Below are 19,181 nucleotides of genomic sequence, written 5' to 3' on the forward strand. Positions count from 1 at the left end.
CTGACCGGTTAACCCTGATTCAGAAGTGAGAAAACCATGAACAAAGAAAATGTCATTACCCTGGACAATCCGGTCAAGCGTGGTGAGCAGGTCATCGAACAGGTCACGCTGATGAAACCTAACGCCGGGACGCTGCGCGGTGTCAGTCTGGCAGCGGTCGCGAACTCCGAAGTCGATGCACTGATTAAGGTGCTGCCGCGCATGACGGCACCGATGCTGACCGAGCAGGAAGTCGCCGCGCTGGAACTGCCTGACCTTGTGGCGCTGGCCGGTAAGGTGGTCGGTTTTTTGTCGCCGAACTCGGTGCAGTGACGTTTCCAAAAAATCTCTCGGTCGATGACCTGATGGCGGATGTGGCAGTGATATTTCACTGGCCGCCATCAGAACTGTATCCCATGAGCCTGACCGAACTCATCACATGGCGCGAAAAGGCGCTCCGGCGAAGCGGAAACACGAATGAGTAACAATGTAAAATTACAGGTATTGCTCAGGGCTGTTGACCAGGCATCCCGCCCGTTTAAATCCATCCGCACAGCGAGCAAATCGCTGTCGGGGGATATCCGGGAAACACAAAAATCACTGCGCGAGCTGAACGGTCAGGCGTCCCGTATTGAGGGATTTCGCAAGACCAGTGCACAGCTCGCCGTGACTGGTCATGCACTTGAAAAGGCTCGGCAGGAAGCCGAAGCCCTTGCCACACAGTTTAAAAACACCGAACGTCCGACCCGTGCTCAGGCGAAAGTGCTGGAATCCGCAAAGCGTGCGGCGGAGGACTTACAGGCGAAATATAACCGCCTGACGGATTCCGTTAAACGCCAGCAGCGGGAACTGGCCGCTGTGGGAATTAATACCCGCAATCTTGCACATGATGAGCAGGGACTGAAAAACCGTATCAGTGAAACCACCGCACAGCTTAACCGTCAGCGCGACGCGCTGGCGCGTGTCAGTGCGCAACAGGCAAAACTTAACGCAGTAAAACAGCGTTATCAGTCCGGAAAGGAACTGGCCGGAAATATGGCCTCAGTGGGCGCTGCCGGTGTGGGGATTGCGGCGGCGGGAACGATGGCCGGTGTTAAGCTACTGATGCCCGGTTATGAGTTTGCGCAGAAAAACTCAGAATTGCAGGCCGTGCTAGGTGTGGCAAAAGACTCCGCCGAAATGGCCGCACTCCGCAAGCAGGCGCGCCAGCTCGGTGACAATACTGCCGCCTCGGCGGATGATGCAGCCGGTGCACAGATTATCATTGCGAAAGCCGGTGGGGATGTTGATGCCATTCAGGCGGCAACGCCGGTCACGCTGAATATGGCACTGGTGAACCGCCGCACGATGGAAGAAAACGCCGCCCTGCTGATGGGGATGAAATCCGCCTTTCAGCTTTCAAACGATAAGGTCGCTCATATCGGGGATGTTCTCTCCATGACGATGAACAAAACCGCCGCCGATTTTGACGGCATGAGCGATGCGCTGACCTATGCCGCACCAGTGGCAAATAATGCCGGTGTCAGCATTGAAGAAACCGCCGCAATGGTCGGGGCGCTGCATGATGCAAAAATCACAGGCTCAATGGCGGGGACGGGAAGCCGTGCCGTGTTAAGTCGCCTGCAGGCACCAACGGGAAAAGCATGGGATGCACTCAAAGAGCTTGGCGTGAAAACCTCAGACAGTAAAGGGAATACCCGACCAGTATTTACCATTCTGAAAGAAATGCAGGCCAGTTTTGAGAAAAACCGGCTCGGTACTGCCCAGCAGGCTGAATACATGAAAACCATTTTCGGGGAGGAGGCCAGCTCAGCCGCCGCCGTGCTGATGACTGCCGCCTCAACCGGAAAGCTGGACAAACTGACCGCGGCGTTTAAAGCCTCAGACGGGAAGACCGCAGAGCTGGTAAATATCATGCAGGACAATCTCGGCGGTGACTTTAAGGAGTTTCAGTCCGCTTATGAGGCGGTGGGGACTGACCTGTTTGACCAGCAGGAAGGCGCACTGCGTAAGCTCATGCAGACGGCCACAAAGTATGTGTTAAAACTCGACGGCTGGATACAGAAAAACAAATCACTGGCGTCAACCATTGGTCTCATTGCCGGTGGCGCACTGGCGCTGACTGGCATCATCGGTGCAATTGGTCTTGTAGCCTGGCCGGTTATCACCGGCATCAATGCCATCATCGCGGCAGCAGGCGCAATGGGGGCAATCTTCACGACGGTTGGCAGTGCTGTTATGACGGCCATCGGGGCGATTAGCTGGCCGGTTGTGGCCGTGGTGGCTGCAATTGTCGCCGGGGCGTTGCTTATCCGTAAATACTGGGAGCCTGTCAGCGCATTCTTTGGCGGTGTGGTTGAAGGGCTGAAAGCAGCATTTGCGCCGGTGGGGGAACTGTTCACGCCACTTAAGCCGGTATTTGACTGGCTGGGTGAAAAGTTACAGGCTGCGTGGCAGTGGTTTAAAAACCTGATTGCACCGGTCAAAGCCACCCAGGACACCCTGAACCGTTGCCGTGACACGGGCGTCATGTTCGGGCAGGCACTGGCTGACGCGCTGATGCTGCCGCTTAATGCGTTCAACAAATTACGCAGCGGCATTGACTGGGTACTGGAAAAGCTCGGGGTCATCAACAAAGAGTCAGACACACTTGACCAGACCACCGCCAGAACTCATGCCGCCACGTATGGCACCGGTGGTTATATTCCGGCGACCAGCTCTTATGCAGGCTATCAGGCTTATCAGCCGGTCACGGCACCGGCTGGCCGCTCTTATGTGGACCAGAGTAAAAACGAATATCACATCAGCCTGACGGGTGGTACTGCGCCGGGGACACAGCTTGACCGCCAGTTACAGGATACACTCGAAAAATACGAGCGGGATAAACGTGCGCGCGCCCGTGCCAGCATGATGCATGACGGTTAAGGAGGTGACGAAAAATGATGCTCGCGTTAGGTATGTTTGTTTTTATGCGCCAGACGCTGCCACACCAGACCATGCAGCGTGAATCAGATTATCGCTGGCCGTCAAATTCCCGTATCGGTAAACGGGACGCCTACCAGTTTCTCGGTGTTGGCGATGAAAACATCACGCTTGCCGGTGTGCTTTATCCTGAACTGACCGGCGGAAAGCTGACGATGACCACGCTCAGGCTGATGGCAGAGGAAGGCCGGGCGTGGCCGTTGCTGGATGGCACCGGCATGATTTACGGCATGTATGTCATCAGCAAGGTGAGTGAAACAGGGAGTATTTTCTTTGCAGACGGCACACCCCGAAAAATTGATTTTACGCTGTCGCTCACCCGTGTTGATGAATCACTGGCCGCGCTTTATGGCGATATCGGTAAACAGGCGGAATCGCTCATCGGTAAGGCTGGCAGTATGGCGACCAGATTCACGGGTATGACGGGGGTGGGATAATGCTGGATGCACTGACATTTGATGCAGGCAGTACGCTGACGCCGGATTACATGCTGATGCTCGACAGCAGGGATATTACCAGCAATATCAGTGACCGTCTGATGAGCATGACCCTGACGGATAACCGGGGCTTTGAGGCTGACCAGCTTGATATTGAACTGAACGATGCCGACGGGCAGGTCGGGCTGCCGGTTCGTGGCGCTGTCCTGACGGTGTATATCGGCTGGAAAGGTTTTGCCCTGGTATGCAAAGGGAAATTTACCGTTGATGAGGTTGAACACCGGGGCGCACCGGATGTGGTCACCATCCGCGCCCGGAGTGCAGATTTCCGCGGGACGCTCAATTCCCGCCGTGAAGGCTCCTGGCATGACACCACGCTCGGTGCGATTGTTGAGGCGATAGCCTCCCGTAACAGGCTGGAAGCCAGTGTCGCTCCGTCACTGGCCGGAATTAAAATCCCGCACATCGACCAGTCGCAGGAGTCTGATGCGAAATTCCTGACCCGTCTTGCAGAACGCAACGGCGGTGAGGTGTCGGTAAAAATGGGAAAACTGCTGTTTCTCAAAGCGGGGCAGGGGGTGACTGCCAGCGGTAAAAAAATCCCGCAGATTACCATCACCCGCAGCGACGGTGACCGTCATCATTTTGCGATTGCTGACCGTGGAGCCTATACCGGCGTAACGGCAAAGTGGTTACACACCAAAGACCCGAAACCACAAAAGCAGAAGGTAAAACTGAAACGCAAAAAGAAAGAAAAACACCTGCGCGCACTGGAGCACCCGAAAGCGAAACCGGTCACGCAGAAGAAAGCGCCAAAAGTACCGGAAGCGCGCGAAGGTGAATACATGGCCGGTGAGGCTGACAACGTTTTTGCCCTGACTACGGTATATGCCACGAAAGCGCAGGCCATGCGCGCCGCTCAGGCGAAGTGGGATAAACTGCAACGGGGTGTGGCGGAGTTCTCCATCAGCCTGGCTACCGGTCGGGCAGATATTTACACGGAAACACCGGTTAAAGTGTCAGGCTTTAAGCGCGTCATAGACGAGCAGGACTGGACAATCACTAAGGTGACACATTTTCTGAATAATAGCGGCTTCACGACGTCCCTGGAGCTTGAGGTCAGGCTTTCTGATGTGGAGTACGAAACAGAAGATGATGAGTAATGTTTTTGTTTTATCTGTTTGTTTTATAAGGATAAATTAACTAAAATGACACCATCAACAAAACCGGAAGAGGTGCTCGCGATGTTTCATTGTCCTTTATGCCAGCATGCCGCACATGCGCGTACAAGTCGCTATATCACTGACACGACAAAAGAGCGTTATCACCAGTGTCAGAACGTGAATTGCAGCGCCACGTTCATCACTTATGAGTCGGTACAGCGATACATCGTGAAGCCGGGAGAAGTCCACGCCGTAAGGCCGCACCCGTTGCCGTCAGGGCAGCAAATTATGTGGATGTAATTAGAAACAGGAAGCCCCTCAGTCGAGGGGCTTTTTTTGTCGATGTGGTCAATGTGTGGACGTGACCAGAAATAAATCCTTTTATTTCAATTTGTTGTTCGTAAAAAATAAGCCCGTGTAAGGGAGATTACACAGGCTAAGGAGGTGGTTCCTGGTACAGCTAGCATTTTATGGGTTATGTTTTTCAGCGAAACGGATGATAACCTTAATAAATGCAGCTGTATGTGATCGGTTTCTAAGAATTTTCCATCCGGGAAAAATAATCGAAATTAATCACTTACCGTGGGGATTACGCGTGGTTTCCCCGGAGAAATTACGCATCAGCAGCGCGTAATTGAGCTCAAGATCCTGCGGGACCGGGAGCCACACAGTATAACCATCGCCTGGTGCTATCGGCATAGCTTCGCCTTTGGCGTTTTCCATGTGCTCAAGGGTAAAATTAATGTTGCCTTGCGGCGTCATCAGCTCAAGGCTGTCGCCAACGGAGAATTTATTTTTCACCGCTACCGCCGCGAGGTCCCCCTTGCGCTCACCGGTAAACTCACCAACAAACTGCTGGCGGTCAGAAACTGAATAACCGTATTCGTAGTTCTGATAATCGTCGTGAGTATGACGACGCAGGAAACCTTCGGTATAGCCACGATGCGCCAGACCTTCCAGAGTTTCCAGCAGGCTGGTATCGAACGGTTTTCCCGCAGCGGCGTCATCGATAGCTTTGCGGTAAACCTGTGCGGTGCGTGCACAATAGTAGAAAGATTTGGTACGACCTTCGATTTTCAGCGAATGCACGCCCATTTTGGTCAGGCGTTCTACATGGGCGATGGCGCGCAGATCTTTCGAGTTCATGATGTAAGTGCCGTGCTCATCTTCAAACGCGGTCATATACTCGCCCGGACGCTGGGCCTCTTCGATCATAAACACTTTGTCGGTTGGTGCGCCGATACCCAGCGTCGGCTCAACATTTTGCACCGGAATCGGCTCGTACTTGTGTACGATGTTGCCAACATCATCTTCTTTCCCTTCCTGGACGTTGTACTCCCAGCGGCAGGCGTTGGTGCAGGTGCCCTGGTTCGGGTCGCGCTTGTTGATATAGCCAGAGAGCAGGCAGCGACCGGAGTAGGCCATGCACAGCGCGCCGTGAACGAAGATCTCGATCTCCATATCCGGCACCTGATTGCGGATCTCTTCAATCTCTTCCAGCGACAGCTCGCGAGAGAGGATCACGCGGGTCAGGCCCATTTGCTGCCAGAATTTCACCGTCGCCCAGTTCACGGCGTTAGCCTGCACCGAAAGGTGGATCGGCATTTCAGGGAAGTGCTCACGCACCAGCATAATCAGCCCTGGATCGGACATAATCAGCGCATCCGGCCCCATTTCCACCACCGGTTTCAGGTCACGGATAAAGGTTTTCAGCTTGGCGTTGTGCGGTGCAATGTTGACCACGACATAAAACTTTTTCCCCAGCGCGTGGGCTTCATTGATGCCGAGCTGAAGATTTTCGTGGTTGAATTCGTTGTTGCGCACACGCAGGGAATAACGCGGCTGGCCCGCATAAACAGCATCTGCGCCATAAGCGAAAGCGTAACGCATATTTTTCAGCGTTCCCGCCGGGGAAAGGAGTTCCGGTTTAAACATAATTCTCTCGTTCTGATGACAGGTCAGATCCGCTTCACCTGATGAAGCGGTTAGGGGAGTGCCCCCACTTTAAGGGCGGGCATTGTAGCGCAATCGGCGGGTTTAGCTCCAGTGTAAATGTCTGGTGGCGTCCTGGTTTTGGTTAAGGATACGAATGACGATAATTTCCCCTGGTGATTGCAGGAAATAAATGACGTGGCGTTCAAAAGGAAGAACAAAAATACCTTCGCCTAATTCAGGTCTGGGCGTACCTATATTATTGTTACTCAGAATCTGGAGAACGTCTGAAAGATGTTCCACATATCTGTCGGCTTGTGGTTCGCCGAAATGGTGATAGCTGTAATACCAGATGCCTTCTAAATCCTCATTGGCTTTTGGCATGAGTTTAATAATACGCACATTATTTCCTTATCCCTGCTTTCACCTTCCGTAAGAACGCGTCCTTTTCCCACGGCTGAGCTTCACCACTACTCAACCCTTCTGCGAGCATGTCACGTAACGCTTGCAGGCGAGACTCTGCTTGCTTTTCTCGAAGTAATCGCAGTGACTCACGGATCACTTCGCTTTGGGTGCGATAGTCGCCGGATTCAATTAAGGACTCGATAAATTCACGCAACTCATCGCCGAGATCAACCGTCATCGTTCTGGCCATTTTACGCCCGCCTGTAAGTAAAAATCTTACATCAGTGTATGTCATAAACCGGATAGCGTCACGAAAGTATTAGAAGATATTTTGGCACATGAACATGTTCAGGAGGATAAGTATGGGATGGTAAACAAAGAAAGCACAACGAGTGCTCGTCAGTGCCCACTATTTTAATGGCGGCGGTTACTCTTAATTATTAATAACTAAGCGTTATTTGGATATAAAGCCGGACGCCAACAACCCACGCCCGGCATCGTAATTACGTATTGTCTTTCACCGTCTGGCTTGTGCCATTGGCTTTAACGGAGGCAATTCCGGTTTCACGAGATTGCGCGGTGGCGTACATCTGGCTGGAGCCGATAATTTGATGATTAGCGGCTTTCAGATTGAAATAGAATTTGCCGTTACTTGCCGTTTTTTTCTCATAGCGTTCTTCTTGCGGGCTGTTGCTACGCACCGACGCGATGCCCTTTTCCGCAGAGGCTTTTGAGGTATACAGCTCGCTGGTGAGGATAGTCTCACCATTGCCCGCTTTTAGCACAAACCGGAACTGATTATCACTGCTCTCACTGAGTTCAAACCAACCAGCCATAATGACTCCTTGATTGAAATTGTGTATCGAAAACAGCATCTAAAGGTGCTGTTTACCGATTAAAGTATGAGCGATTTTCTGATGCCTGCCAGGGCGGAGAGATAATGTCAGTTTGCTGACCATGCGTGGGATAATGTTGCCGGATCGGGTCTGAACGCCATCTCCGGCTAACAAAATAATGTCGCTAAAACTAAACGATGCGGCAGGCGTCGGCTTCCCAGCGGTAACCGACGCCGTAAACGGCGCGGATAAATGACTGTTCGGCGTCGAGAGATTCCAGCTTGCGGCGCAGGTTTTTAATGTGGCTGTCAATGGTGCGGTCGGTTACTACGCGGTAGTCGTCATAAAGATGATTGAGCAATTGCTCGCGGGAGAACACTTTTCCTGGTTCATGAGAGAGCGTTTTCAACAGACGAAATTCCGCAGGTGTCAGGTCAAGCATTTTACCGCGCCATGAAGCCTGAAAACGACCTTCGTCGATAATCAACGGGCTTTCAGCATCCTGTTGCTGCAACTCGCGCTGCGGTTTGCAACGGCGCAAAATGGTTTTGACGCGCGCTACCACTTCCCGTGGGCTGTACGGCTTACAGATATAATCATCTGCGCCAATCTCCAGCCCCAGCAGGCGATCGATCTCTTCGATTTTTGCCGTCACCATCACGATCGGAATGTCAGAAAAACGACGAATTTCCCGGCACAGCGTCAGGCCATCGGTGCCAGGGAGCATCAGATCTAACAGGATCAGATCCGGTGGTGTCTGGCGCACATACGGCAGTACCTGATCGCCGTGGCTGATAAGCGTCGGCGCATAGCTCGCAGCACGCAGATAATCAATGAGCAACTGCCCCAGCTTCGGTTCATCTTCCACGATCAAAATACGCGGTGTGTTTTCGTCGATTGGTAACTCGGTCATACTTCTCTCTGTAAATCCCGTTCCAGCGGTAACTCTACTGTAATGCTTACCCCGCCAAAAGGCGAATGGGCAGCAATAATGCGACCATTATGTGCTTCAACAATGTTCAGGCAAATCGCCAGCCCCAGCCCGGAACCGCCGCTGGCACGGTTGCGGGAACCTTCGGTGCGATAAAAACGTTCAAACAATTTTTGTAGCTGATCGTCACTGACACCTGGCGCACTGTCGGCAAAGGTCAGGCGCACCGTTTTGTCGCGCTGCCCGGCAGAGATTTGCAGGCTGCCGCCGCTGTCAGTGTAGCGCAGGCTGTTTTCCAGTAAGTTATTGAATAACTGCATTAAACGGTCGCGATCGCCAAATACGGTAATACTGTCTGGCAGGGAAAATTGCAGTTTCAGGCCACGACTGGCGAATCGTTCGCGAAATGCGCCGCCCGCCACTTCCAGCAGTGGGATCAAATCTACCGGTGCTTTTTGATAGGCGAGAGCGCCTTCATCAGACATCGACAACTGATGGAGATCGTCAACCAGTTTGGTCAGTGTACCGACCTCCGCCTGTAAAGACGCCACCGTCTCCGGCGTGAATTTACGCACGCCATCCTGAATGGCTTCCAGTTCACCGCGCAGCACCGCTAATGGCGTACGCAGTTCGTGAGAAATATCGGCCATAAAATCGCGCCGCATTTGCTGGTTTTTCTCCAGTGTGCTGGCAAGCTGGTTGAAGTCTTGCGCCAGTTTGCCCAGTTCATCTTCACTGGTGGGCGTTACGCGGGTAGTGAAATCGCCCGCCGCCAGTTTGTGCGTGCCATCGACAAGTCGTTTTACCGGTGCCAGTAAACCGCGCGCCAGCAGAAAGGTGGCGAGCGCCGCGAGTAACGTTGCCAGAGCGACAATCAACCAGCTGGTTTGCCGCTGTTGTTTATCGAAATTGATATCAGTATTGCGCGTTAACCGCTCAACGGGGGAGGCGATCACCGCGCCAACTTCCGCACCGTTGACCAGAATGGGTCGCCGTGTACCGTCAGGTGGAATCGGCGCTCGCGGACCAACCAGCACTTTGTTGTTTTGATCAACCACCCAGAACTGGGTACGCCAGCCGTGCGGTGGCATACCCGGGCCGGGTTTATCTTCCGAATTATCGTGTTCAAATGAACGCAGGATCTGAAAGACAAAGCGATCATTGTTGCGCAGGAAGCGCCAGTTGCCATGCTGCGCATACTGCTCGCCAAGCGCATCACTTAACAGTTGTAATCGCTGTTCATTACCATGCTTGATGTAATCAATAAAGCCACGCTCAAAACTGATACGCACCGCCCAGTGCATACTGATCAGCAAGACAATGCAGGTGGCGAAAATCGCCAGAAACAGTTTGCCGGTAATACCGGGTCGCCAGAACTTCATTGCGCGCTCCTTTTTCGCCGCGAAATAGCTACATTTTGATGCGTATCGTTCGGCACTCTGGCAAAGATGAACGCCGGAAGGGCGATGATCAACGCCATGCTAAGCCAGGTGTACATAAAGACGGTTTGTGTGGTGCCGCTGTCGACGCTGACATGCTGTGAACCAAAAAGTCCCAGCAACAGCCCGGCGATAGTGACGCCGATACTCATCGACAATTGCATAATCATCGACAGCAGGCTGTTGCCGCTGCTCGCCAGATTGTCCGGGAGATCTTTCAGCGTCAGGGTGTTCATGGAGGAGAAACGCGTCGAGTTGACCATCCCTTGTAAAAACAGGACGAACGGCAAAACGTAGTACCAGCCCAGCAGGGCGGTAGTCATAAACAACAGGGTGACCAGCGACAGACCCAGCGTGGTCGCTACCAGTACCCGACGATAACCAAAGCGATTCACCACCTGTACCACAATTCGCTTCATTCCCATGCTGCCAAGCACCATCGGGATCATCATCAGTCCGGCATGAAACGGTGAGAAACCGAGGCCAATTTGCAGGAAAACCGGTGTCATAAAGGGCAACATGCCACTGCCAATACGTCCGGCAAAGCTCCCCGCCAGGCCCAGCGAAAAGGTACGAGTGCGGAACAGTTTCAGACTGAAAAGAGCGCGGTTGTTATTTCTGGCGTGCAGCAAATAAAGCACCAGTGCTACCACGCCAACTGCGACCAGGCCAGCAATCGTCAGCGGCGATAAACCTGTACCTTTACTGCCGTCCAGCGCCAGGGTTAATACCGCCATGCCAACCGCCAGCAATAAAAAGCCGGAGAGATCGAAGCGCCGCGTCTGCATGGTATAGTTCGGCATTAACATCAATGTGGCGATCGCACCGATAATCCCCACCGGAATGTTGATCAAAAAGATCCAGTGCCACGACGCGTACTCCACCAGCAGACCGCCGAGCGCCGGACCGAGCAGCGGACCGACCTGACCGGGTAACGTGACAAAGGTCATCGCCGCCATATATTGCTCGCGCGGTACGATTTTCATCACCGTCAATCTGCCGACCGGCACCATCATCGCGCCGCCAACGCCCTGTAACGCGCGTGCCAGCAACAGTTCGTTCAGCGTGCCGGAAAGCGCGCAAAACAGTGAACCGAGAGTAAACAGCACGATGGCGGTAAAGAAAATATTGCGCACGCCGACTTTGTCCGCCAGCCAGCCGCTGGCGGGCAGCATCACCGCCACGGTCAGCACATAAGAGACAATGACCATGTGCATATGCAACGGACTTTCCCCGAGGCTTTGCGCCATTGAGGGAAGGGCGGTGTTTACGATGGTGGTGTCCAGCGACTGCATAAAGAAGCCGAAAGCCACAATCCACAATTGCCAACGGGTGCTGTCGGGAAGATCTGTCATTTACTCGGTTACCGTTTGTTTAGGTTTACGCGAAAAACGCAGCCGCAGACGGTCGAAAAAGAGATACACCACCGGCGTGGTATACAGCGTAAGGAGCTGGCTCATTACCAGTCCGCCGACAATGGTGATCCCCAGGGGTTGCCGCAGCTCCGAGCCGTCGCCGCCCGACAACACCAGCGGCAGCGCGCCAAACAGCGCCGCCAGGGTAGTCATCATAATCGGGCGAAAACGCAGCAGACAGGCCTGGAAAATAGCTTCCTGCGGCGTCAGGTTACCGTGCCGTTGGGCTTCAAGCGCAAAATCGACCATCATAATGGCGTTTTTCTTCACGATGCCGATTAATAGCATGATCCCTATCAGGGCGATTAGGCTGAACGGGGCATTGAACAGCTCCAGCGCCAGCAGCGCTCCAACACCCGCCGAGGGCAGGGTGGAGAGAATCGTCAGCGGGTGCACATAACTCTCGTAAAGGATACCCAGCACGATATACACCGTGGCGATGGCGGCGATAATCAGGATCACCTGTGAGTTCATCGTCTCCTGGAACACCTGCGCTGTTCCGGCAAAACTGCCGCGCACCGTCGAAGGCACACCAAGCTGGGTCATTGCGCGATCGATCGCCGCACTGGCGTCCGAGAGCGATTTTCCGGTCGGCAGGTTGAACGAAATGGTCGAGGCCGCCGATAATCCCTGATGATTCACCGATAGTGGGGCATTCGCCGGTTGCCATTTAGCGAAATACGACAGCGGGATCGCTTTGCCTTCGTTATTGATAACGAAAATTTTTTCCAGCGCACTGATGTCCTGGGTATAGCGCGGATCCACTTCCATCACCACTTTATACTGGTTCATCGGCTGGTAAATGGTCGAGATTTGCCGCTGACCGAAGGCGTTATTTAACAGACTGTTGGCGGCTTGTACGTCGATTCCCAGCCGTGCCATGGTGTCGCGGTCGTAAACCAGATTCATCTCCGCGCCGTTATCCTGCTGATCGGAGTTCACGTCCGCCAGTTCCGGCAACGTCGCCAGTTTTTTGCGGATTTTCGGCTCCCATTCGCGCAGTGCCGCCAGGTCGTCGGATAACAACGTGTACTGGTAGCTGGCGTTCGACTGACGCCCACCAACGCGAATATCCTGTACCGCCATCAGGAACAGATTCGCCCCCGGTTCTTTCGCCAGTTTTACGCGCAGACGGTCGATAATTTGCTGCGCCGTTTCGCTGCGTTCGTCGCGTGGCTTGAGGGTGATAAACATCATCCCGCTGTTCACTCGCGAACCGCCTGTAAAGCCGGTGACATTATCCACTGCCGGATCGTCACGGATAATTTTCATGAAATCCTGCAACTTACCGCGCATCGCCTGAAACGAAATACTCTGATCCGCCTGAATCCCGCCCATCAGCACGCCAGTGTCCTGCTCCGGGAAGAAGGTTTTCGGGATCGAGATATACAGCCAGATATTCAGCGCAATGGTGCCAAGCAGCACCACGCCCACCAGACGGGTATGATTGAGCACCCAGTTCAGTGACTTGCCGTAGCCTTGTTGCAGGGCTACCAACATGCGACCAAAACCACGCAGTCGCTTTTGCTCGCGCGGCTTGCTGGCTTTCAGCATCCAGCCGCACATCATTGGCGTTAGCGTCAGAGAAACCAGCAACGAAATACCAATGGCGACAGAAAGCGTCACGGCAAACTCGCGTAACAGTCGGCCCGGCAATCCGCCCATCAACAGCAGCGGCAGGAACACCGCCACCAGTGACAGACTCATCGACAGCACCGTAAAACCGACTTCGCGAGTACCTTGCAGTGCGGCTTGCAACGGTTTCATTCCCGCTTCCAGATGACGGGCAATGTTTTCCAGCACCACGATGGCGTCATCCACCACGAAACCAGTAGCAATGGTGAGCGCCATTAACGAAAGGTTATTGAGACTGAAACCGCACAGGTACATCGCCGCAAACGTACCAATCAGCGAAACCGGCACCGCAACGGCGGGAATAATAGTGGCGCGACCCGAGCGCAGGAATAAAAAGACCACCAGAATGACCAGCGCCACCGAGATAATCAGCGTTTGCTCGACTTCTTCCAGCGAGGCGCGAATGGTGGGGGAGCGATCCTGGGCAATTTGCAGATCAATTGCCGCCGGAATGGTCTCCTGCAACTCCGGTAATTTTGCCCGGATGCTGTCAACCGTCTGGATAATATTGGCTTCCGGCAGCTTGCGGATCATCAGCAAAATAGCCGGTTTGGCGTTGGTCATCCCGGCGTTACGTACATCCTGTACAGAGTCGGTCACCGTCGCCACATCACCCAGACGAACCGCGCCGCCGTTGTTGTAATGAATAATCAACGGCTGATATTCAGCGGCGGTTTTTAGCTCATCATTGGTCTGGATCTGCCAGCGGTGAGTGCCATCTTCCAGCGCCCCCTGCGGTTTACGCACGTTGGCATTGCTGATGGCAGTGCGTACGTCGTCCAGCGACACGCCCTGATTAAACAGCGCCTGCGGATTCAGCCCGACGCGTACGGCGGGCAGTGAGCTGCCGCCAACATCGACATCACCGACACCGTCGATTTGCGAAATCGTCGGAGCCAGCTGCGTCGAGGCGAAATCGTACAGTTCACCCTGCGAATAAGTATCGGATGTCAGCGTGAGGATCATAATTGGCGCATCCGACGGGTTCGCTTTGCGATAGGTCGGACGGCTGGGCATCCCACTGGGCAGCAAACTTTGTGCAGCGTTGATCGCCGCCTGCACATCACGCGCTGCGCCGTTGATGTCCCGGTCAAAATCAAACTGCAAAATAATACGTGTGCTGCCGAGCGAACTGCTGGAGGTCATTTCGCTGACCCCGGCAATGCGCCCAAGCGAGCGCTCAAGCGGCGTGGCAACGGAAGACGCCATTGTCTCCGGCGACGCACCGGGCAGCGAGGCGCTGACCATAATCACCGGAAAATCGACCTGCGGCAGCGGGGCGACCGGCAGCATACGGAAGCCCAGTATGCCGCACAGGGTAATGGCAACCGACAGTAAAATCGTCGCCACCGGGCGGTAAATGAAGAGGGCAAAAAACTTCACTTACGCCTCCTCTTCATGGCGAGCAAAGCGACTTTTGGTCCACAATGCCAGGCGGTCGAACAGCAGATAAATCACCGGCGTGGTAAACAGCGTCAGCACCTGGCTGACAATCAGACCGCCGACCATGCCGATACCTAACGGACGACGCAGTTCCGCGCCGACCCCGGTACTCAACATCAGCGGCAGCGCGCCAAGCAGTGCCGCCAGAGTGGTCATCAGGATCGGACGAAAACGCAACAGACAAGCCTGGTAGATTGCATCGCGCGGCGACATGCCTTGCTCGCGCTCAGCAGCCAGCGCGAAGTCGATCATCATGATGGCGTTCTTCTTCACGATACCGATCAGCAAAATAATGCCGATAATCGCAATCACATCCAGCTCACTTCCGGCAATCATTAATGCCAGCAGTGCGCCGACCCCTGCGGTGGGTAGCGTCGAGAGAATGGTGATCGGGTGAATAAAGCTCTCGTACAGAATGCCGAGCACGATATACATCGCCACCACCGCCGCGACAATCAGCCAGACAGTGCTGCCCAGCGCCGACTGGAAGGCGAGGGTGCTGCCCTGGAACTGCGTGGTGATATCCACCGGCAGATTCAGCGTCTTCTCGGTGTCCATAATCGCCTGCACCGCATCGCCCAGCGAATAGTTATCCGGCACGTTAAAGGAGATGGTCGTTACCGGGAACTGATCCAGATGGTTAATGGAAAGCGGCGCAAAACGCTGTTCAACTTTGGCAATTGAGCTTAGCGGCACCACGCCGCCGTCGCTGCTGGTCAGGCGAATGGTATCCAGCGCCGCGAGGCCTGGGGTATTTTCGGTGTTGTGCTCCAGCACCACGCGATACTGGTTGGCCTGAGTATAAATAGTGGAAATCAGCCGCTGACCAAACGCGTTGTACAGGGCGTTATCGACATCCGCCATGCTGATCCCCAGACGGCTGGCGCTGTCGCGATCAACATTGACATACGCAACCAGCCCTTTGTCCTGCCAGTCGCTGGAGACATCAGAAAGCTGTGGCAGTTGCTGGAGTTTTTCCATCAACTGTGGCACCCAGGTACTGAGCGCATCCAGTGAGGTGGCCTGCAAGGTAAACTGGTACTGGGTGCGGCTGACCTGAGTATCGATGGTCAGGTCCTGCGTTGGTTGCAGGAAGAGATCGACGCCCGGCACTTTATCCACCGCCGTTTGCAGACGGGCGATGACTTTTTGCACCCGATCATCACGTTCCTCCAACGGTTTGAGGTTGATCTGCAAACGCGCACTGTTCAGCGACGGGTTAGTGCCATCAACGCCAACAAATGAGGTCAAACTTTGCACCGCTGGATCCTGCAAAATCACGTCCGCGACCTGGCGTTGCCGCTGGGCCATATTGGCAAAGGAGCTGGATTGCGGTGCCTGCAAAGTGCCCTGAATAATGCCGTTGTCCTGTACCGGGAAGAAACCTTTCGGAATGAACACCCACAGCAGCACGCTAAGCAGCAGCGTGCTGAGTGCCACGCTTAAGGTCAGCCACGGATGATTCAGCACTTTCGCAAGTCCCTGACCATAGGCGGCGATTATCCTGTCGAACATTTTTTCCGAGGCACGGGAGAAGCGATTCTGTTTACGCAGCGACTCCTGGCTGAGCATCCGCGCGCACATCATCGGTGTCAGGGTCAGCGACACCACCGCTGAGATCAAAATCGCTACCGCCAGGGTAATAGCAAATTCGCGGAACAGTCGCCCGACGATATCGCCCATAAACAGCAGTGGAATCAACACCGCAATCAGTGAGAAGGTCAGCGAGATAATGGTAAAGCCGATTTCACCCGCGCCCTTGAGCGCCGCCGCCAACGGTTTTTCGCCTTTTTCGATATAGCGGGAAATGTTTTCGATCACCACGATGGCGTCATCGACCACGAATCCGGTGGCGATAGTTAACGCCATCAGCGTCAGGTTATTGATTGAAAAATCGAGAAACACCATAACCGCGAAAGTGCCGATTAACGACAGCGGTACAGCAACTCCGGGAATGATGGTCGCCGGAATATTGCGCAAAAACAGGTAGATAATCATGACTACCAGCGCGATAGCCATCATCAATTCAAACTGGGTATCATCGACGGATGCGCGGATATTGGTGGTACGGTCAGAAAGTACCGTCACCTTCACCGATTTCGGCAGACTCTCGGTGAGCTGTGGCAGCATCTGCCGGATGCTGTCGGCGGTGGAGATAATGTTAGCACCGGGCTGGCGCTGAACATTCATCACAATGGCCTGTTCTTTGTTCGCCCATGCGCCAAGCCAGCTGTTTTCTGCACCTTGCTCTACGGTTGCGACATCGCCAAGACGAATCGGCGCGCCGTTCTGGTAGGCGATAATCAACTGGCGATATTCTTCCGCAGATTGCATTTGGTCATTCGCGGAAAGCGTAACCGCGCGGGAAGGGCCGTCGAGGCTACCTTTGGCTGAGTTGACGTTAGCGCCGGTAATGGCGGTGCGCACGGTTTCGCTGGTCAGGCCGAGGGCGGCAATCGCCTGAGCGTTAAGTTTGACGCGAACAGCCGGACGCTGGCCGCCGGAAAGCGTCACCAGGCCGACGCCGGAAATCTGCGAGATTTTCTGCGCGACGCGGGTTTCCACCATATCTTCCACTTGCGTCATCGGCATGGCGGTTGAGGTGACGGCGAGCGTCATGATCGGCGGATCTGCCGGGTTCACTTTGCTGTAAACCGGCGGGTTAGGCAGATCGCTCGGCAACAGGTTAGTGGCAGCGTTAATCGCGGCCTGCACTTCCTGCTCGGCGACATCGAGCGGTAATGTTAGCTGGAACTGCAAAGTGATAACTGACGCACCGCCGGAACTTTGCGACGACATCTGTTTCAGGTCAGACATCTGCCCGAACTGGCGTTCTAGCGGCGCGGTAACGGCAGAGGTCATGACATCCGGGCTGGCACCTGGGTAGAGCGTGACCACCTGAATGGTCGGATAGTCCACTTCCGGCAGCGCCGAAACGGGCAGGGCGCGATAACCGATAATCCCGGCGAGTAAGATCGCCACCATCAGCAGCGTGGTGGCGACAGGACGCATAATAAAAAGGCGCGACGGGCCGCCTGTGCTGCTCGGGGGTAACACCTGCATCAGGAGCGTGCTCCTTTTTTCGCGTATTCGCGGCTGGTGGCTTTCTCTTCCGGAGTGGTGGCGCTCTGGGCTTCCACCACTTCCACTTTCGCCCCTTCGGTCAGGCGATCAATGCCGTCTGTCACCACGCGATCGCCCGCAGAAATACCTGCACGGATCACCACTTTCTGACTGTCCTGAATGCCCGGCGTCACCAGATGTTTGCTGACCTTGTTTTCGCTATTCAGCACCCAGACAAAATGGCCTTCATTGCCCATTTGCAGGGCGGCTGTTGGGATCACTACGGCGTTTTGTTCGGTGTCGACTAACATGCGCGCGTTAACAAACTGATTGGGAAACAGCGCATCATCCTGATTATTAAAGCGTGCTTTCACTTTAATCGTACCGGTTGTGGCATCGATTTGGTTATCGAGGCTTAACAGCGTGCCTTCACTTAATTTCTTCGAATTGGTGCGATCCCAGGCTTCTACCACCAGCGGTTTTCCGGCTTTTTGCGCCTGCACTACAGTAGCGATATCGCTTTCCGGCAGGGTAAAGACTAAATCGATAGGATGCGTCTGGGTGATCACCACAATTCCGGTGGTATCACCACTGGAGATTTGGTTACCAACATCAACCTGCTTGAGACCAACGCGACCATCGACTGGTGCGGTGATGCGGCTCCAGTCGAGTTGCAGCTGCGCGCTGGCGACGCTTGCTTCATCAGCCTTAATGGTGCCTTCGGTTTCACTGACCAGCGCCTGTTGGGCATCCAGCTCCTGACGGGAGACGAGATTTGTTTTTGCCAGTTGCTGATAACGCGCCAGATCACGGCGGGCGTTAGCAAGCGTGGCTTTATCTTTTGCCAGTTGGCCCTGGGCTTGTGCTAATGCAACTTTGAACTGGCTGGGGTCAATTTCTGCCAGTAAATCGCCTGCTTTGACCTGCTGGCCTTCCTGGAAATGTAACGCCATCAACTGACCATCCACGCGGCTACGCACCGTAACAGTATTAGCGGTGGTAATGGTGCCAAGCCCGGTGAGGTAACGCGGAACTGCCTGTTCTACGGCGGTCGCCGCCTGAACCGGGGCTAATGGGCCGGAACGCATACCACGGCGACCACCCGCTGGCGATTGCTGCGCTTGTTTCGTCGCCCCTGGGGCTGCACTCTGGGAGTCATTGCGGCCTTGCCAGAACCAGAATGCGGCGATGGCGGCGATAACCACCACGATTACGATTACCCAACGGGATTTATAACTACCTTTCATCGTTAAGAGTTTCTCTTCCTGAAACGTTTCGCGGAATGATACTAGTGTAGCCAGCCAATAAGGGAGAAAAATGGAGGAATTATGAAACACTGTCTGGAATCGTCTGAATGACGGGCACATTTGCGAGCACGCATCCAGTAATAACACAGGAAACTATTTTATCTACGCGTTAGCGATAGACTGCATACAGGGCGAAAGGAGGTAAGCCGCAGATTTCAGCCGGATGCTGAAACGGGAAAGCCCCTCCCGAGGAAGGGGCCTTAAATAAGGAAAG

General features: G+C 54.3%; 16 protein-coding genes. 6 read left to right on the forward strand and 10 right to left on the reverse strand.

Translation table 11 applies throughout. The features are described from left to right. Positions 1 to 36: 36 nt before the first annotated feature. From HGD79_RS00135 to ogrK, 6 genes are all read left to right on the forward strand, one after another. Positions 37 to 312: a phage tail assembly protein gene (locus HGD79_RS00135; protein ID WP_001031303.1), complete on the forward strand. Its 276-nt coding sequence runs from the start codon at positions 37 to 39 to the stop codon at positions 310 to 312. After that, positions 309 to 464: a GpE family phage tail protein gene (locus tag HGD79_RS00140; protein WP_000143830.1), complete on the forward strand. Its 156-nt coding sequence runs from the start codon at positions 309 to 311 to the stop codon at positions 462 to 464. The genes HGD79_RS00135 and HGD79_RS00140 overlap by 4 nt, the downstream gene beginning before the upstream one ends. After that, positions 457 to 2,904: a phage tail tape measure protein gene (locus HGD79_RS00145; protein WP_168848234.1), complete on the forward strand. Its 2,448-nt coding sequence runs from the start codon at positions 457 to 459 to the stop codon at positions 2,902 to 2,904. Before HGD79_RS00140 ends, HGD79_RS00145 begins: the two co-directional genes overlap by 8 nt. A gap of 14 nt (positions 2,905 to 2,918) precedes the next feature. Further along, positions 2,919 to 3,398 (forward strand): phage tail protein, encoded by a 480-nt coding sequence (locus tag HGD79_RS00150; RefSeq protein ID WP_073470703.1) that lies wholly within the window; start codon positions 2,919 to 2,921, stop codon positions 3,396 to 3,398. Continuing rightward, positions 3,398 to 4,561, forward strand: a complete 1,164-nt coding sequence (locus HGD79_RS00155; protein ID WP_001747944.1) for a phage late control D family protein — start codon at positions 3,398 to 3,400, stop codon at positions 4,559 to 4,561. The genes HGD79_RS00150 and HGD79_RS00155 overlap by 1 nt, the downstream gene beginning before the upstream one ends. 81 nt (positions 4,562 to 4,642) lie before the next feature. Further along, on the forward strand, positions 4,643 to 4,861 hold the full coding sequence (ogrK, locus tag HGD79_RS00160; protein ID WP_000468308.1) for a prophage transcriptional regulator OgrK: 219 nt from the start codon (positions 4,643 to 4,645) through the stop codon (positions 4,859 to 4,861). Between the two features lie 273 nt (positions 4,862 to 5,134). On the opposite strand, the gene yegQ is transcribed toward ogrK, so the two are convergent. The 10 genes from yegQ to mdtA form a co-directional block, all read right to left on the reverse strand. Next, a complete protein-coding gene (gene yegQ, locus HGD79_RS00165) occupies positions 5,135 to 6,496 on the reverse strand; it encodes a tRNA 5-hydroxyuridine modification protein YegQ (protein ID WP_000476011.1) in 1,362 nt (453 codons plus the stop codon). Between the two features lie 102 nt (positions 6,497 to 6,598). Beyond that, complete coding sequence (locus tag HGD79_RS00170; protein WP_001220181.1) at positions 6,599 to 6,895, reverse strand: type II toxin-antitoxin system RelE/ParE family toxin; 297 nt, start codon at positions 6,893 to 6,895, stop codon at positions 6,599 to 6,601. A gap of 1 nt (position 6,896) precedes the next feature. Next, complete coding sequence (locus tag HGD79_RS00175; RefSeq protein ID WP_001307279.1) at positions 6,897 to 7,193, reverse strand: type II toxin-antitoxin system ParD family antitoxin; 297 nt, start codon at positions 7,191 to 7,193, stop codon at positions 6,897 to 6,899. Positions 7,194 to 7,401: 208 nt separating this feature from the next. Continuing rightward, complete coding sequence (locus tag HGD79_RS00180; protein ID WP_001298852.1) at positions 7,402 to 7,734, reverse strand: YegP family protein; 333 nt, start codon at positions 7,732 to 7,734, stop codon at positions 7,402 to 7,404. 190 nt (positions 7,735 to 7,924) lie between these two features. Then, the gene (gene baeR, locus HGD79_RS00185) at positions 7,925 to 8,647 is read right to left on the reverse strand and encodes a two-component system response regulator BaeR (RefSeq protein WP_000137877.1); all 723 of its coding nucleotides are present in this window, start codon (positions 8,645 to 8,647) and stop codon (positions 7,925 to 7,927) included. After that, positions 8,644 to 10,047: a two-component system sensor histidine kinase BaeS gene (baeS, locus tag HGD79_RS00190; RefSeq protein WP_000675150.1), complete on the reverse strand. Its 1,404-nt coding sequence runs from the start codon at positions 10,045 to 10,047 to the stop codon at positions 8,644 to 8,646. Before baeS ends, baeR begins: the two co-directional genes overlap by 4 nt. Next, positions 10,044 to 11,459: an MFS transporter gene (locus HGD79_RS00195; RefSeq protein WP_000130896.1), complete on the reverse strand. Its 1,416-nt coding sequence runs from the start codon at positions 11,457 to 11,459 to the stop codon at positions 10,044 to 10,046. Before HGD79_RS00195 ends, baeS begins: the two co-directional genes overlap by 4 nt. Then, positions 11,460 to 14,537 (reverse strand): multidrug efflux RND transporter permease subunit MdtC, encoded by a 3,078-nt coding sequence (gene mdtC, locus HGD79_RS00200; protein ID WP_168848235.1) that lies wholly within the window; start codon positions 14,535 to 14,537, stop codon positions 11,460 to 11,462. It abuts the gene before it with no gap. Continuing rightward, positions 14,538 to 17,660 carry a multidrug efflux RND transporter permease subunit MdtB gene (mdtB, locus tag HGD79_RS00205; RefSeq protein ID WP_168848236.1) on the reverse strand — a complete coding sequence of 1,041 codons (3,123 nt, stop codon included), beginning with the start codon at positions 17,658 to 17,660 and terminating at the stop codon, positions 14,538 to 14,540. Continuing rightward, the gene (gene mdtA / locus HGD79_RS00210; RefSeq protein ID WP_168848237.1) at positions 17,660 to 18,907 is read right to left on the reverse strand and encodes a multidrug efflux RND transporter subunit MdtA; all 1,248 of its coding nucleotides are present in this window, start codon (positions 18,905 to 18,907) and stop codon (positions 17,660 to 17,662) included. The genes mdtB and mdtA overlap by 1 nt, the downstream gene beginning before the upstream one ends. Between the last annotated feature and the right edge of the window lie 274 nt (positions 18,908 to 19,181).

Source organism: Escherichia sp. SCLE84 (assembly GCF_012584495.1).
Lineage (GTDB): Bacteria > Pseudomonadota > Gammaproteobacteria > Enterobacterales > Enterobacteriaceae > ECMA0423.